This window comes from Phycisphaeraceae bacterium (assembly GCA_019636795.1).
In the GTDB taxonomy this organism is placed as follows: Bacteria; Planctomycetota; Phycisphaerae; order Phycisphaerales; family UBA1924; genus JAHBWW01.
The window spans coordinates 315225-330022 of sequence record JAHBWW010000001.1 but is presented as its reverse complement, the minus strand read 5'-3'; the positions used below and the strand labels follow the sequence as shown (position 1 = coordinate 330022).

The window sequence follows — 14798 nt, the reverse complement described above, 5'->3', positions numbered from 1 at the left end:
GCGTCCCTTGGGCTCAATCCGAAGTCAGGTCCATCGTCCAGAGGTCAATGTCGTCAAGAGTTCCCATCTGCCGATCGGGACCAGAGCTCATGAGTGTGTAACGCTGCCCAGAAGCGGTGCCTTGCGCGTTGAAGTAGAACGGTTGCTTCCAGGCATCGGTGAGCATGCTCGGCTTGACATACTTCGGGACAAGCACGTTCAAGTCGCTCGGAGGCGTGCCATTGCCCTCGGCGATGTAACTGTCAATCTGCCCGCTGAGCGTATTCATCGTGGTCTTGGTGATGCGAATCTTGGCCGATTCGCTGCGCCCGAGCAGCGCGACCGCAGCACCGGCGGTCAGCAGCCCGATAAGCACCACCACGAGCGAAATCTCGAGCAGCGAAAAACCGCGACGCGATACCGCCATGTGCGGCCTGAATGTTCCACTGGTCATGTCTGATACCTTTCCCAAGGAAAACCTTGCCCTGCTACGCCACCTGCCCCGTCAACTGGATCATCGGCAACATCACCGACATCACGATCGATCCGATAAAGATGAACATGAACACAATCAGCAATGGCTCGAGCGCACTGAGCATGCGCTCCGTCTTGCGATCAAGCGCATCGGCCATGTCGTCAGCCAGGCTGTCGAACGCCTTTTCAAGGTCGCCCGCGCGATCGGCCGCGATCAGGAGTCTGCGCGTCGAAAGCGGAAGAGTCTCGACCTTCTCGATCAGCGTCCGCAGCACGCCGCCTTCGATGAGTTTGGAGCGCAGGTGCGAAAGGTCGCCGCGTAATTTGGGGTGCGAAATCGCTTCGACCGCGATGCCCAGAGCATCAGAAAGCGGGATGCCCGATCGCGTCATGGCAGCCATCACTGTAAAAAACCGCGAGAGTTCCTGCGTCAGCACGACTTCGCGAATGCCGGGCAGAACACGCATGAGTTTGGCAATGACACCCAGAATCGCCGACCGCGCCAGATACGCCAGCACCGCCAGGACGGCCAGAAGGGCGAGAACTATCAGTGCGTTGTCGCGCAGCAGGAGCCCGAGGAACAGCACGACCCGGGTATATGTCGGAAGTTCGATATTGGCTTCGAGGAGCGCAGTCCCGATCTTGGGCACGATGAACGTGAGCATGAACGTGCCCGCAAGCACGCTGATGGCCATGACAATCGCGGGATAGATCATGAGCGTTCCGGCTTTGCCCGCGACGCGCAACTGCCGGCGAATGTTCGTTGCCAACTGTTCAGCTGCGCCCGCAAGATCGCCGCTCCGCTCGGCTGCTCGATACACTGAAATTGTGACACGGTCGAATGCCCCAACCTTGCGGCAGGCATCCGCGAAACTTGAACCCGCAGCCACTTCGTCGCGCATGCGCTCGACCATCGGCCTGGTCGATGTCGAAACCACAGTCGATGCAACCTCAAGGGCCTCGATCAGAGGCACACCCCGGCTGAGCAACTGGGACAACTGCGTGTTGAACTCGGCGTGATCCTTGGCCTTCATGCGAGGCTTGGGGCTCATGAACCCCGGCATCTGCCACGTGTGCAAAAGCACCAGCTTGTCGCGCCGCAGTGTCTCGGCCAGTGCACGCTCATTGCGGGCTTGACGCAACCCGAACGTACGGCCCCCTGTCGGCTTGGCCGCCAGAAACACGAACGAACTCAGGCTGGTTGCAGCGCGTGACATCGTCTCAACAGTGTACGATCGGCACGCCCGCGAGATTGCATGGACTTGCTTCTACGTGACCATTCCGTTACCCCCCGGTTCGGGAATCGCCCCGCCCACCATCAACCACTTCATATCCAAGCATTGAAATCAAGCCCCGCGCCGGGCACAATCTCCTCCCTGGAACAAGGATTCACAAGGAACCGCGCCAATGCCCACGTCGTCCGCTGCCACCATGAAGGCACTTTTCAAGCACCACGCTGGGGAAGGGCTCGAGTTTGACCCGAATCGCCCGAAGCCCAAAGTCGGACCTCGTGACGTCCTGATTCGGGTGCGCAAAGCTGGAATCTGTGGCACGGATCGACATATCTGGCAATGGGACGAATGGGCCGCCAGCCGCATCCCCGTCGGTATCGTGACCGGGCACGAGTTTGTCGGCGTGATCGAGGAAGTTGGATCATCCGTGACCCGCTTCAAGGTCGGACTTCGCGTCTCGGCCGAGGGGCACATCTATTCGGGAACGGACTACAACGCTCGAACCGGAAACGCCCACATCGCCAGCGACACGCAGATTATCGGTATCGACCGCGACGGGTGCTTTGCGGAGTATGTCTGCGTGCCGGAGGAAAACGTCTGGCCGGTGCACCCTGAGATCGAGGACCGGATTGCGGCTGCGTTCGACCCGCTGGGCAACGCGGTGCACACTGTCATGGAGGCCGGGGTGAGTGCCAAGTCGGTGCTGATTTCGGGCGTTGGCATTATCGGACTGATGGCGGTGACCGTTGCCAAAGCTGCCGGAGCAGCGAGGATTTTCTGCACGGATGTCAATCCGCCGAGGCTCGCGCTGGCCAAGAAACTTGGTGCGGCCGAGGCGTACGACGCGCGCGATGCGGGATGGATCGACGATATCAAGAGCCAGACCCGAGGCGAAGGGGCCGATGTGCTTCTCGAAATGTCGGGCGCGGACGCGGCATTTGACCAGGGCTTCCGGGCGTTGCGCAATGGCGGCCGGGCGGCGCTGCTGGGCTTGCCCGCCAAGCACGTCAACTTTGACTTCAATCAGAACATCATCTTCAAGGGGTGCACGGTGCTGGGGATCAACGGCCGTCGCGTCTGGGAGACGTGGTACCAGATGGAAAAACTGCTCCTGTCGGGGCGACTCGAACTCGACGAAATCATCACGCACGAGTTCGCGCTCGAAGACTACAAGAAGGCTTTCGCGACAATGATCTCGGGTGAAGGCATCAAGGTGCTGATGAACATCGGCACTTGAGCCGCCCGGCGGTTATTCGGCAGGGCCTTGCGTGAGATCACGAAGCACTGGTGCATCTTTACCCAGCGCGTCACGCACCGTTTTCGCGCCCAGCAGACGCAAGAGGGAATCCTGATTGTCCGCTCCGGCTGCGATGAGTTGATTAAGTCTTTCACCCAATCCCCGGCGGCGGGCTTCAGAACGCAGAGCTGCCAGAATTGCCTGTTCCTGATTTGCCTCTCGCCATCGCGCGATGCGTCGGCCAGGGGCTTGAACTGGTTCCTCGATCGTGAGCATGCTCGCAAACTTTGAGCCTCCGATGACGGTCACAGCTGCGGCAGGGACTACACGTTGCTCGACGACGCCAGTGGTGAATCGCGCGCGGACGATGTATTCGCGTTCCGGATCGACGCCTCCGAAGTGAAGTTGCAAGGGGCCAGCGCCGCTGACACCTCGGGACGAAGTCACATCCCGCCGGGCGATGACACTCTCCGTTTTTGGGTCGATGAGCAGGACCTGACTGCCGATGGCTGCAACGTTGGTTGCGCGATCACCCGCTCCGACGAGCCGAACGGAAAGTCCGCGTCCATCATCAAGATCGTTGCGCCACAGCGCACACTCAAAGAATCCTGAGATGACGATATCGAGATCGCCGTCGTTATCGATATCAACGAAACGAGCATCGACTGGATATTGGACTGTCTCGGGGATCGTCACGCGAGGCGTGAAAGTGCCATCGCCATTGTTGAGATACAGCCGGACCTTGTGGTCATAGAACGACCAGACGAGCAGATCGAGGTGCCCGTTGTTGGTCACGTCGCCCCAGTCTGCGCCGACCCATTGGTACTCTGTGATACGCGGCAGAGATGCAATGGCGTTGGTAAACCGCCCCTCGGATTGGCGAAGCAGGCCGACCGATTTGGCGTTTGGATCAAGGGAGTAGAAGATGTCTAGTTCGCCGTTGTTGGTGTAATCGCCGACAGACGCATTGGCGAGAATCCAATCCTCTTTCGTGACACCATTGACAAGTTTGGTGGCGGAATAGCCGGAATCACTGGATTCGTAATACCAAAGCCCGCGCTGATTGGAGGCGTGGAGCAGATCGGGAGTTCCGTCACCATTCATGTCGATGTCCGCGAAGTTGCCGGCGTATGCGGGACGTGGCACGCGCACAAAGAGTTTATCGAGGCCTGAAGCGTCAAACTCCACCGGTTCGACGGTTGAGGCTCGACCGAGACTCCGGGCGGTGATGAGTTTCGAGCCCCAGGTCATGGCCAGGTCTGGCCAGCCGTCGCCATCGAAGTCGGCGGGTGCGAGGCTGAAGGCACTCACCGTCGGAGCGCTTGGGTAGCCTCGTGCGCGAAACTTGCGCCCGCCGAGGTTCTCGATCAGACCCGACTGGCCCGACCAGAGATCAAGATCCCCGTCGTTGTCCATATCGACGAGCGCGTGCTGGTTGAACATGAACGTATCAAGTTGCACCATCTCGAACGTGTTGTTGCTGTTGTTGAAGAAGATGTGTGGCTCAATGCCGCCAAAGACAAGGTCCTGATGCCCATCGCCATCGAGGTCGGCGACGATCAGACCGATCTGCCCGAGGCCACTGATCGACCCGAGACCGGCCGAATCGGAAATATCGGTGAAAGTGACGGGTGCAGGCGAACCGAGATACGCGAATGAATCGGGCGGGACAACGGTCCAGTTGGAGTCGCCCGGCCCGCGCCATTCGAGCAGCAGCCCGACGGTGCCGCCACGTTCATAGATGCGCACGTCGAGAGCATGTGTCCCTTGCTTCAGTTCAATAGTCGCTGCAACAGCGCGCCAGCCGTGGTCGCCATCGTTATCGATGATGACCTTGTCGTTGATGCGAAGCACGGACCCATCATCACTGCTCAGTCGGAACTGCCAGTTGCCCGTTCGCGGCACGACCAATCCGCCATAGGTCCGCCAGGCGATGTCGTCGGCTCCAAGCGACGGATGCACGATTCCCGAAGTTGGCAGCCACGCGATTTGCCGCTCGCGGGTGACGAAGTCAGCAGAAGACTCTGTTGCAAAATCCGCTTTTTGTGTTCGTGGAAATTTCCCGAACCACTCGACATGCAAGCCGCCCTGAGGCTCGGCATACGCGTCGGCAGAAACGACGCGCACGTTGTCGATGCCCCACGATTCGGCTGCGTTATCCGCGAACAGGTTGGCGTAGAACTTGAGGACCGAGATTGTGTCAGTCGCGCGGAATGGCACGCGGACATCGCGCATCCAAAGGTCGCGCGTGCCCGAGTAGCCGAGGTTTTCGTACGTCGCGAGCCACATGCTCTGCTGATCAAAGGTCTGCGCGTTGGTGCCGGTCGAGAACTGGTGGCTAAACACGCGTGCATCGTTGACCTCGACACGCATCTGATCGACATCTGCACCACGAGCGGTGCCTTCCCAGTGATCGAAGATCAACAGGTCAAAGAGAAGGATGTAGTCTCGACCCGTTTGTGTCGCGACGCGCAGCGATGCCGACTGATCGTTGATGAATGGGCCAAGAAACTTGCCGGTCCGCGCGAGCGAGGAGACTGAGTTTTCACTCCAGAACTCTTCGACTTCGCCTTCGAAATCGATGCTGTAGGGCACAGTTGCGGTCGGGTCGGGGGCCTGGCCGGCGCCGGGGTTGTTGTTGTTCTTCTTAGCCATGTTGTCATGGGCCCTCTGATTGGCCTGCGGCGGCAACCCGCCAGCTGGTTGCGCAATCGCGCACGACGCCATCAATGCCGTTATGCCAATCGCAAGCAAGCCGGATTTCACGTTCTTCATGCCCGAACCTCCAAGCAGAATGCTGCTGGCGCAAGCATCGGATTCTCGGGCGAACCCCCGCAGCCACACTCGACCTTCTGCGGTTAGGGGGTGCCGAATATGCGAATCGGGCAGAATGTGGATGAGTTTTCGGACGAACTGGCGGGCGGTGCTATTTTCGCAGCCACGCGAGACGTTCGAGCTCTTCGACCAGTGGCTGAAGGTCTGCCGCATCATTAGGCCCGAAACTCGCCTGCCGACGCACGCCGTGGCGAGCGTACCACGCCCGAAACGCCTCTGACTCGACATCCTCACGGCCGCGCTCGAGATCCAGAAGTCCGCTTTCGAGCGCAAGATTCCAGATACGTGCGAACTCGCTGTGCGTAAGCACGCGCGCAGGGGCTGGGTAGATCGGCTCAGCCACCCCCTCACCAACCGCGACGCGCAATGTCCGATCCGGCTCGACGATGTACACCGCCGGTTTGAACTGGTTCGGTTCGATTGCGATCTGCAAGACGATCAAGGAGAACGCAAAGTCCTCTGCCGGTTTACCCATCTCCAGCACAACAGGGCGAGCAGCACACCCGCCCAGCAGCACAACCCCCAGCATCAGCGCGAACCATCGCATGGGTGCAGTGTATCGTCGCGCGCCCGACCTATCCTTTGGGCCTATGAACATCAGTCTCAAATGGCTCAACCGATATCTCTCCCCGAGCGATGTTTCGCCAGGCGAAGCCGATCGATTGCTGACGCAGGCGGGCTTTCCAATCGAGAGCCGAACCGAGCTTCAGTCGGGCGACACTGTGCTCGATGTCGAGGTCACCAGCAACCGTGGCGACTGCCTGAGTCATATCGGCTGCGCGCGAGAGATCGCCGCGATGCGCGGCTCGCAGAAGAAGCACACTCTCGCCTTGCCGCAGGTTCACCACATCGAACACCGAGGGAGCATCCGCGACGTCCTGACTCTCGACAACCGAGAGCACGAGCATTGCCCGCTGTTCACCGCTCGGGTGATTCGCGGGTGCCGTGTGGGACCAAGCCCGGACTGGCTTGTCGAAGCACTCGAAGCCATCGGGCAGCGCGCGATCAACAACCTCGTGGACATCACGAACTTCATCACGTTCGAGTTCGGCAACCCATGTCATGTGTTTGATCTGGCCAAACTCAAAGGAAGCACACTCTCGATCCGCTTTGCCAAGGCTGGTGAAAAACTCGTGACGCTCGATGGCAAGGATCGCACGTTGCTGGCTTCGGATCTTGTCGTCGCGGATGCCCAGGGCGCAACATCACTGGCCGGCGTCATGGGCGGAAAAGCCTCGGAAGTTGACGCCGCCACGACCGATGTCGTGTTTGAGATGGCCACATGGAATCCGGTCACCATACGCACCACTGCGCGCAGGCTCGGCATCCGCACGGACGCGGGATATCGATTCGAGCGCGGCGTGCACCCTGCAACAATCGAATCGGCAGCCCAGCGCGCGCTCGCGCTCATTTGCGAACTCACAGGGGGTATTGCGTGTCAGGGCGTGCTCAGTGCGGGCACGCCGCTGCCAGAACCGACCATAGTGGCAATGCGCCCCTCGCGTGTCGATCTGATCCTGGGCTCGACGATTCCCGTCGGCGACATGATCTCCATTCTGCGCGATCTGGATGTTGTCGTCACGCAGGAGAGCAATGACGAACTTGCATGCGAGATTCCTCCGCATCGTCTGGATCTGACGCGAGAGATCGATCTCGTGGAGGAAATCGCGCGAGCTCGCGGTCTCGAAGCGGTGGACACCCTTGAACGACTGAAGATCAGGCCTCGATCACTTCAGAACTCCGAACGCGCGATGCGCGAAATCGGGTCGATTCTCTGTGGGTTTGGGTTCTATGAGACCATCACATTCTCGTTCGTTCGACCCGACGAGGCCGAACTGTTCCTCCCGGGTGGACTCAAGCGGGTCGAGGTTGATGACGAGCGACGCAAGGCCGAACCGGCGCTTCGGCCCAGCGTGCTCTCGGGCCTGCTCACATCCCGGCGCGCCAATCGTGATGGAGGAGTCGAGCAACCCGGCGGCGTCAGGCTCTTCGAAATTGCCTCAACCTTCGCACAGACACCCGCACTCGAGTCCATCGAGAAACGCACACTCACGCTGCTGCTGGATTGTCCCAAAGCCAAACGCAAGCACTCGGATGATGAGCTGCGCCAGGGCGTGCGCCTGATGCGTGGCACGATCGACAGCGTGATCGCGGCCATGCTCGGCACCTCGTACGACATCGTCGTTGAGCCGGTGGATCCGCATTGCCCCGGTTGGCGCAGCGGCGCGTTCGCACGCATCAGCACCCGCACAACAACCGGCGAGTCGATCCAGCTCGGACACTTCGGGTTGCTCAGCGACCAGGCGCAGTCGCTCTACGACCTTGAGGTTTCCCAGGTCGGTGCCGAACTGTTCATAGAGCCTCTGATCGCACGATTCCCGCCTACAAGACTCGCTGAGCGGTTGCCCCAGTTCCCCAGCATCGCACGCGACCTGTCGCTGGTGCTCGATGAGGGCGTCCGGTGGTCGCAGGTCGAACAGCTTGTGGGCGAGGCGAAACTTGATCGCCTGATTGGTACGGAGTTTGTCGGCACCTTTCGAGGCGATCAGATCGGCAAAGGACGCAAGTCGCTCACGTTACGACTGGCCTTCCGCGACCCGAACCGCACCATGCGGCACGAAGAAGTTGACACCGAAATCGAACGTCTTGTAGAGCAGGCTCGTATATCACTGGGTGCCGAGATTCGGGCATGAACGCGCCCGACAGCCCCGAGCGACCCTAGGATCGGGCAGTCAAAAGGGAGGCTGCAAGTATGACCCAGACCAGTGCCTCGACCGCCGCAAAAGCCGTCCATACCGCGACCGATCGCCCCCTCATCTGGGTGAACGGGCGTATCGTGCCGCGCAGCCAGGCAAATGTGAATGTGTTTGATCACGGCCTGCTCTATGGCGACGGCGTCTTTGAGGGCATCCGCGTCTACCGGGGCAAGATCTTCAAGGCTCAGCAACACGTCGACCGCCTTTATGAATGCGCGCGTCAGATCTTCCTGGAAATCCCCATTTCCAAGAAGGAAATGATCGAGATCCAACGGCAGTGCATCGAGGCCAACAACCTCGTGGATGGGTACATTCGCCTTCTCGTCACGCGCGGCGAGGGCACGCTTGGCCTCAACCCATACCTCTGCCCCACTCCAGGCATCATCTGCATCGCCGATCAGATCGCGCTGTTCAAGCCCGAGATGTACGAGAAGGGCATGCGCGTCGTCGTTGCCAACCGACCACGCATTCCGATCGAGTGCCTCGACCCGCGTATCAAGAGCCTCAACTACCTCAACAACATCCTCGCCAAGTGCGAAGCCATCCATATCGGGCGTGATCTTGGCATCACCAACCCCGAGGACATGCTCCTCGAAGTCATCATGCTCAACATCGACGGGCAGGTCACCGAAGGTAGCGGCGACAATATCTTCATTGTCAAGGGCGGCACCGTCATCACGCCTCCGACCACGGCGGGGATCCTCGAAGGCATTACACGCCGATTCGTCATGACTCAGTTGTGCCCGGACTGCAAGATTCCTGTGCGCGAGCAGAACTTCACCCTCAAGGAACTCCTCGACGCTGACGAAGTCTTCCTGACCGGGTCCGCAGCCGAGATCATCGCAGTCCGCGAAGTCCTCGAACACACCGATGGCAAGGTCACCGCCGCCCACACCATCTCCCGCGGCGAGGGACCGATCACCGCCAAACTGCGATCACGCTTCCGCCAGATCGTGACCTCCGATCACGTGCCCGAGGACTGAGAGTTTCGCTTCGTGCCTTTATGAATGAGCACATGCCGCACACTCCGCACCGCTGCGAGCGGATAGGCAAGAGCGCCCCATGTCGACGCATCGCATGAGTGTCCAGAGTGCCGCCAAGATCGGCACCCTCGCGCTCGGGCCGCTGCTCGCGCTGCTTGTATTCATCGTATTGCCCGAGAGCGAGACGCTCACATACGGCGCACGAGCCACCGCCGCGATGGTTGTATGGATGGCAGTCTGGTGGATCACCGAGGCGATTCCGCTCCCGGCAACTTCGCTCATTCCGATCGTCGTCCTGCCCGCAGCGGGCATCATGTCAACGAGCAAGGCTGCCGCCCCATACGCAAACGAACTCATTTTCCTGTTCCTCGGCGGGTTTGTGCTGGGCATCGCACTGGAGAAATGGAACGCTCACAAACGCATCGCGCTCTCCATCATCCTTCTGGTCGGCACAAGCCCACGCGCGATCATCGGTGGCTTCATGCTCGCCACCGCAATCCTGAGTATGGCAGTTTCCAACACCGCGACTGTCATCATGCTCCTCCCAATCGGGGTCAGTGTCATCGCGCTGGTCAATCGCGCCAAGGCTTCAACGGACGATCGCCACTCGCGCAACTTCGCAATCGCCATGATGCTCGGCATTGCCTACGCAGCCAGCATCGGAGGCGTGGCCACGATCAACGGCACACCACCCAACGGCATCCTGATCGCCTTTCTCAAGGACGCGACGGGAGTCGAGATCTCTTACTTCCAATGGCTTCGCTTCGGACTGCCTCTGGTCTGCATCATGCTCCCGCTGACGTGGCTCGTGCTCACGAGACTGATCTTCCCCGTCGGGCGCGAATCCATCGCGCATGCGGGACAACAGATCCGAAACGAACTCAAAGCCTTGGGACCAATGTCGCGTGGCGAGATCACAGTGCTCGTCGTCTTCTCCCTCACCGCAGCCGCATGGATCACGCGCGGCTGGCTCGCCCCCCGCATCGGATTCGGCCCTGGCTCCGGGCGCGAAATCACCGACGCCGGCATCGCGCTCGTCGGCGCTTTGGCACTGTTCGTCATACCGATCAATCTGCGCCAACGCTCGTTCGCCATGGATTGGGAGAGCGCAGTACGCCTGCCGTGGGGAGTTCTTCTCCTGTTCGGAGGCGGGCTGAGCCTCGCTGGTGCGGTACGCGAAACGGGTCTGGACGCCGCGATCGGCTCGACAATGGCAAGTCTCGGCCAGCCTCCCATACTCGTTCTCATTCTGACCGTCGCAATCCTGACCATCTTCATGACCGAGTTGACCAGCAACACCGCTGTCACCAGCGCGTTCCTTCCCGTACTGGCCGCCGCTTCGACCGACATGGGCATTTCCGCCGTGGCGTTGTGCATTCCTGCTGCGGTCTGCGCCTCGATGGCCTTCATGCTTCCGGTCGCGACCCCGCCCAATGCCATCGTCTTCAGTTCCGGGCACGTTACCATTCGTCAGATGGTCAAGGCTGGCTTCTGGCTGAATATCATCGGGGCTGTCGTCATCACCCTGTTCGTCATCTTTCTGGGCCCAATACTGCTCGGAGCTCTGACGCTCACGCCATAATCACACTTGCGTTTCAGCCGGAGACCTCAAGCATGGATCAGAGTCCCCTCGCTGCGGAAATCGGCAAGAAAGAACCCTTCGAGCATGCGGAGCAAGAGGCATTCCTCAATCTCATGCGCACCGTCAGCATCCTCGAAGCCGACTTCAAATCTCTCTTTCGCAAACACGGACTCAGTTCAACCACCTACAACTTGCTGCGTATCCTCCGCGGCCACAAGCCGCACGGGCTGCGCTGCACGCAAATCAAGTGTGAACTTGTCTCTCGCGTCCCCGACATTACTCGGTTGGTCGATCGCCTCGAAGAATCCGGGCTCGTCCGTCGGGCGGCCGACCCGAAGGACGCGCGCGCCGTCGTCATTCACATCACACCAAAGGGCTATCGCGTTCTCGAAAAGCTCGACGAACCTGTCACAAACTTGCACCGCCGCCAACTGGGCCACCTTTCGCCGCAAGAACTCGCAGCACTCAATGACCTGCTCGCCAAGGCGCGGCACCCCGCCTGACGCCACAGAATCGAAGCAGCTATGTCCGACCTCTGGTTCAAAGCCAGCGACCTGCGCCAAATCGACATCCTGGCTGTTGAGCGCTTCAGCATGCCTTCGATTGTGCTCATGGAGCACGCCGCCATCGCGCTGCGCGACGCTTCGCTCGGCCTCATCGCACACCACGGGCTGACGGGCGCACTCATCCTCTGCGGCCCCGGCAACAACGGCGGAGACGGCTTCGCGCTCGCAAGACTGCTTGCCAACGCCAATGTCCCGACACGCATCATCGCGACACGCGACCCCACCTCGCTGACTGGCGACGCACGCACGAACGCCCACATCGCTGCTGCGATGAAAATTCCTGTCGCCGTCGCCACAACCTGCGATGAAGCCGCGCATGAGCACTCACTCCTCGGCCCAGGAACGGTGTTGATCGTCGACGCACTGCTGGGCACCGGTCTGACCACGCCAGCCACGGGCCTCGTCGCAGACCTCATCGAGTGGATCAACCGTCAATCACGAGATTGCGTGCTCGCGGTTGATCTCCCGTCCGGCTTTCATGCCGATCTAGGCCCGACGCTCGAGCCATGCGTCCGCGCCGACTCCACAGTAACCTTTGTCGGCTTGAAATGGGGTTTCGCACATCCACGGGCAGCCGAATATCTCGGGCATGTCAGTGTCGCCGAAATCGGTGCTCCCGAATCGCTCGTGCGCGAGTTCTCAACCCCTCGCCCCGGCTCTACCTAGGTCGTACGCAACGAAGCCCCGTTTCGGACGTATCCTTGGATAGCCCCAGGAGCCCGCACGATGGCTGTCCAAATGGAACTGGCCCGAATTCTCATCCGCGAACTGGCGGACTATCAGATCATCGAACTGCGCGAGATCCTGCCCGCGCCCGAGACGCCGCTCGACGAGGCGGCACAGTTCGACAGGCTCCAGTCCGCACGCAAGTTTCCGATCGTCATCGGCCTGCCCGAGGCCCAGGCCATCGAACGCCGACTCAAGAACATCCCCGTAAAACGCCCCCAAACACACGACCTGCTCGCAAATGTCATCACGGCACTCGGCGGCACGCTCGAATCGATCTGCATCACCGATCTTGACGATCACACGTTCTTCGCAAGCCTCAACGTCGCACGATCTGATGGCAATCCAGTCGCTATCGATGCTCGACCCAGCGACGCCATAGCGCTTGGCATCGCACAGCAAGTTCCGATCTACGTCGAAGAACATGTGCTCGAAGGTGCTCTAAAAGAGGAGTCCTGATCAAAGTCATGGCTGATGCGCCGCACACGCTCGATTCGAAGCCGATCAACGCTCCCGATCTTCTGCTCACTCAGAATGTTCCCGGCACCGGGGGGACGATTCGTCAGCGCGACTCGGACTTTTTCGTCGAAGAGATTCCTCTCTACACACCTGGCGGTCAGGGCGAACACATCTACCTCTTCATCGAGAAGCGAGGCCTCACAACACAGGAAACGATCGAGATCGTCGCACGCCACTTCGGCGTCGCGCGCTCGGCGATTGGATTCGCCGGCCTCAAGGACAAACACGCTGTCACTCGCCAGACCCTCAGCGTGCACGCCCCAGGCCGCAACGCAGACAGTTTCCCGATGCTCCAGCACCCCGACCTGACGGTGCTTTGGGTCGATCAACACAGCAACAAACTTCGCCGCGGACACCTCGTAGGCAATCGCTTCTCCATCAAGATCAGAAGTGTTGATCTCAGCGCCGCTGTGCGTGCACGCCGATGTCTGGATCAACTCATGCGCCAAGGGCTCCCAAATCGCTTTGGGCCTCAGCGCTTCGGGGTCTTCGGCCGCAATCATCTGATCGGTCGCGCACTCTTCCTCAATGACTGCGACCTGGCAACACGCATCATGCTCGGTCTGGATTGCCCGCTCTCGCCCATCGACGCGATATTCCAAGCCGCCCGCGAGCATTTTGCCAACTCACGATTCTCTGACGCACGCGACGCCACACCTGTTCACTTCCGAACCGAACGGCTTGTGCTCGCTGCCATGGCACGCGGAGGCTCGGCCCGGGATGCGTGGGGCATGATCGACCCGCGGGACCGAGGGTTCTACTACTCCGCTTTTCAGTCGGCTGTTTTCAATCGCGTGCTTGTCGAGCGACTGCGGTCGGGCACGCTCGCGACGCTCATCCAGGGCGACCTCGCCATGCCACCAACCACTCGCAAGACCTTTCTTGTCACGTCCGACAATCTCGCGGAACTGCAACCACTCGTCGATCGCTTCGAACTCAACCCGAGCGGCCCGCTCTGGGGAACATCCATGAAACGCGCCGCAGGCAGCGTCGACCAGGCGGAAGCTGAAGCCCTCGATGCCTTCAGCCTTTCCCCAGAGATCCTGAGTCTGTGTCAGGACACACGCTCCGAAATGGTCGGAGGTTCGCGCCGCGCCCTGCGCGTGCCGATCACCGATATCGAGGTCGAAGGCGGCACCGACGAGCACGGCCCCTTCCTGCGCTGCGCATTCGACCTGCCCCGAGGCGCATTCGCCACAACCGTGCTCGAGGAAATCATGAAAATCGACCTTGCTCAGAACTCAGAGGAGCCACTCGATGACGAGTGACCTGCGCGTCGTGTGCTTCGATTGGGGAGGGGTTATTCTGCGCATCTGCCGCAGTTGGCGTGAAGGATGCGCACGCGCCGGCCTGCCTCTACACGAACGCGTGATGGACCCCGAAATCATGGCCCGCCGCCGCCGATATGCCCAGGACTATCAGATCGGCGCGCTCACATGCGATGAGTTCTTTCAAAGCGTCGCCGACCTTACTGATGGCTTGTATTCGCCGGCCGATGTGCAGCAGATTCACGCTGCATGGCTCATCGAGGAATACCCCGGCATCAGCAAGGTGATCGGCTCTCTCAGCACACGACCCGACGTCCACACCGCCCTGTTGAGCAACACAAACGCTGCGCACTGGTCGCGCCAGCACAGCGGGCCGAACGGTTTCCCGGCCGCTGCGCAACTACGCTCGCGCCTCGCGAGCCATGAACTGCGCATCGCCAAGCCTGATCGGTCCATCTACACGACCGCAGCTGAGCACTTCGGTGTCGAGCCGAGACACATCGTGTTCTTTGACGATCTGGCCGAGAATGTCGAAGCCGCCCGCGCTTGCGGCTGGAACGCGCACCAGATCGATCACGAAGGCGATACGGCTTCCCAGATCATTGCTCATCTCGCCCAGCACGGCATCACGCTTGATTGAG

Annotated in this window: 13 protein-coding genes; 9 read left to right on the top strand and 4 right to left on the bottom strand. The window is 60.5% G+C overall.

Annotation, left to right across the window (positions count from 1 at the left end; translation table 11 throughout):
- Window positions 1-13 precede the first annotated feature (13 nt).
- Window positions 14-433 (bottom strand): type II secretion system protein GspG, encoded by a 420-nt coding sequence (locus KF757_01400; protein MBX3321624.1) that lies wholly within the window; start codon window positions 431-433, stop codon window positions 14-16.
- 34 nt (window positions 434-467) lie between these two features.
- On the bottom strand, window positions 468-1670 hold the full coding sequence (locus KF757_01395) for a type II secretion system F family protein (protein MBX3321623.1): 1203 nt from the start codon (window positions 1668-1670) through the stop codon (window positions 468-470).
- 190 nt (window positions 1671-1860) lie between these two features.
- On the opposite strand from KF757_01395, the gene tdh reads away from it, so the two are divergent.
- Window positions 1861-2922, top strand: a complete 1062-nt coding sequence (gene tdh, locus KF757_01390) for an L-threonine 3-dehydrogenase (protein MBX3321622.1) — start codon at window positions 1861-1863, stop codon at window positions 2920-2922.
- A 12-nt stretch (window positions 2923-2934) separates the two neighbouring features.
- Here tdh and KF757_01385 read toward each other — a convergent pair whose 3' ends face one another.
- Together KF757_01385 and KF757_01380 are read right to left on the bottom strand one after the other, a co-directional pair.
- Window positions 2935-5697 carry a VCBS repeat-containing protein gene (locus KF757_01385; GenBank protein MBX3321621.1) on the bottom strand — a complete coding sequence of 921 codons (2763 nt, stop codon included), beginning with the start codon at window positions 5695-5697 and terminating at the stop codon, window positions 2935-2937.
- A 151-nt stretch (window positions 5698-5848) separates the two neighbouring features.
- Window positions 5849-6304, bottom strand: coding sequence for a hypothetical protein (locus KF757_01380; GenBank protein MBX3321620.1), 456 nt, complete (start codon window positions 6302-6304; stop codon window positions 5849-5851).
- Here KF757_01380 and pheT point away from each other — a divergent pair.
- The 8 genes from pheT to KF757_01340 all read left to right on the top strand — a co-directional run bounded on the left by pheT (window position 6303) and on the right by KF757_01340 (window position 14797).
- Window positions 6303-8450 (top strand): phenylalanine--tRNA ligase subunit beta, encoded by a 2148-nt coding sequence (gene pheT, locus KF757_01375; GenBank protein ID MBX3321619.1) that lies wholly within the window; start codon window positions 6303-6305, stop codon window positions 8448-8450. The two genes, KF757_01380 and pheT, sit on opposite strands and share 2 nt — an antisense overlap.
- 122 nt (window positions 8451-8572) lie before the next feature.
- Window positions 8573-9496 carry a branched-chain-amino-acid transaminase gene (gene ilvE, locus KF757_01370; protein MBX3321618.1) on the top strand — a complete coding sequence of 308 codons (924 nt, stop codon included), beginning with the start codon at window positions 8573-8575 and terminating at the stop codon, window positions 9494-9496.
- Between the two features lie 79 nt (window positions 9497-9575).
- Window positions 9576-11078, top strand: a complete 1503-nt coding sequence (locus KF757_01365) for a DASS family sodium-coupled anion symporter (protein MBX3321617.1) — start codon at window positions 9576-9578, stop codon at window positions 11076-11078.
- Between the two features lie 32 nt (window positions 11079-11110).
- Window positions 11111-11581, top strand: a complete 471-nt coding sequence (locus KF757_01360) for a MarR family transcriptional regulator (GenBank protein ID MBX3321616.1) — start codon at window positions 11111-11113, stop codon at window positions 11579-11581.
- A 21-nt stretch (window positions 11582-11602) separates the two neighbouring features.
- Window positions 11603-12310: an NAD(P)H-hydrate epimerase gene (locus tag KF757_01355; protein MBX3321615.1), complete on the top strand. Its 708-nt coding sequence runs from the start codon at window positions 11603-11605 to the stop codon at window positions 12308-12310.
- A 60-nt stretch (window positions 12311-12370) separates the two neighbouring features.
- Window positions 12371-12829 carry a bifunctional nuclease family protein gene (locus tag KF757_01350; GenBank protein MBX3321614.1) on the top strand — a complete coding sequence of 153 codons (459 nt, stop codon included), beginning with the start codon at window positions 12371-12373 and terminating at the stop codon, window positions 12827-12829.
- 8 nt (window positions 12830-12837) lie between these two features.
- Window positions 12838-14157: a tRNA pseudouridine(13) synthase TruD gene (gene truD, locus KF757_01345; GenBank protein MBX3321613.1), complete on the top strand. Its 1320-nt coding sequence runs from the start codon at window positions 12838-12840 to the stop codon at window positions 14155-14157.
- On the top strand, window positions 14147-14797 hold the full coding sequence (locus KF757_01340; protein ID MBX3321612.1) for an HAD-IA family hydrolase: 651 nt from the start codon (window positions 14147-14149) through the stop codon (window positions 14795-14797). The genes truD and KF757_01340 overlap by 11 nt, the downstream gene beginning before the upstream one ends.
- The last annotated feature ends 1 nt before the right edge of the window (window position 14798 follow it).

Excerpts from the sequence above, each read along its gene's own strand:
- pheT (MBX3321619.1), top strand. The coding sequence starts at position 6,303 with ATGGGTGCAGTGTATCGTCGCGCGCCCGACCTATCCTTTGGGCCTATG.
- KF757_01395 (MBX3321623.1), bottom strand. The coding sequence starts at position 1,670 with ATGTCACGCGCTGCAACCAGCCTGAGTTCGTTCGTGTTTCTGGCGGCC.
- KF757_01350 (MBX3321614.1), top strand. The coding sequence starts at position 12,371 with ATGGCTGTCCAAATGGAACTGGCCCGAATTCTCATCCGCGAACTGGCG.
- truD (MBX3321613.1), top strand. The coding sequence starts at position 12,838 with ATGGCTGATGCGCCGCACACGCTCGATTCGAAGCCGATCAACGCTCCC.
- KF757_01380 (MBX3321620.1), bottom strand. The coding sequence starts at position 6,304 with ATGCGATGGTTCGCGCTGATGCTGGGGGTTGTGCTGCTGGGCGGGTGT.
- KF757_01400 (MBX3321624.1), bottom strand. The coding sequence starts at position 433 with ATGACCAGTGGAACATTCAGGCCGCACATGGCGGTATCGCGTCGCGGT.
- KF757_01385 (MBX3321621.1), bottom strand. The coding sequence starts at position 5,697 with ATGAAGAACGTGAAATCCGGCTTGCTTGCGATTGGCATAACGGCATTG.
- KF757_01360 (MBX3321616.1), top strand. The coding sequence starts at position 11,111 with ATGGATCAGAGTCCCCTCGCTGCGGAAATCGGCAAGAAAGAACCCTTC.
- tdh (MBX3321622.1), top strand. The coding sequence starts at position 1,861 with ATGCCCACGTCGTCCGCTGCCACCATGAAGGCACTTTTCAAGCACCAC.
- KF757_01355 (MBX3321615.1), top strand. The coding sequence starts at position 11,603 with ATGTCCGACCTCTGGTTCAAAGCCAGCGACCTGCGCCAAATCGACATC.
- KF757_01365 (MBX3321617.1), top strand. The coding sequence starts at position 9,576 with ATGTCGACGCATCGCATGAGTGTCCAGAGTGCCGCCAAGATCGGCACC.
- KF757_01340 (MBX3321612.1), top strand. The coding sequence starts at position 14,147 with ATGACGAGTGACCTGCGCGTCGTGTGCTTCGATTGGGGAGGGGTTATT.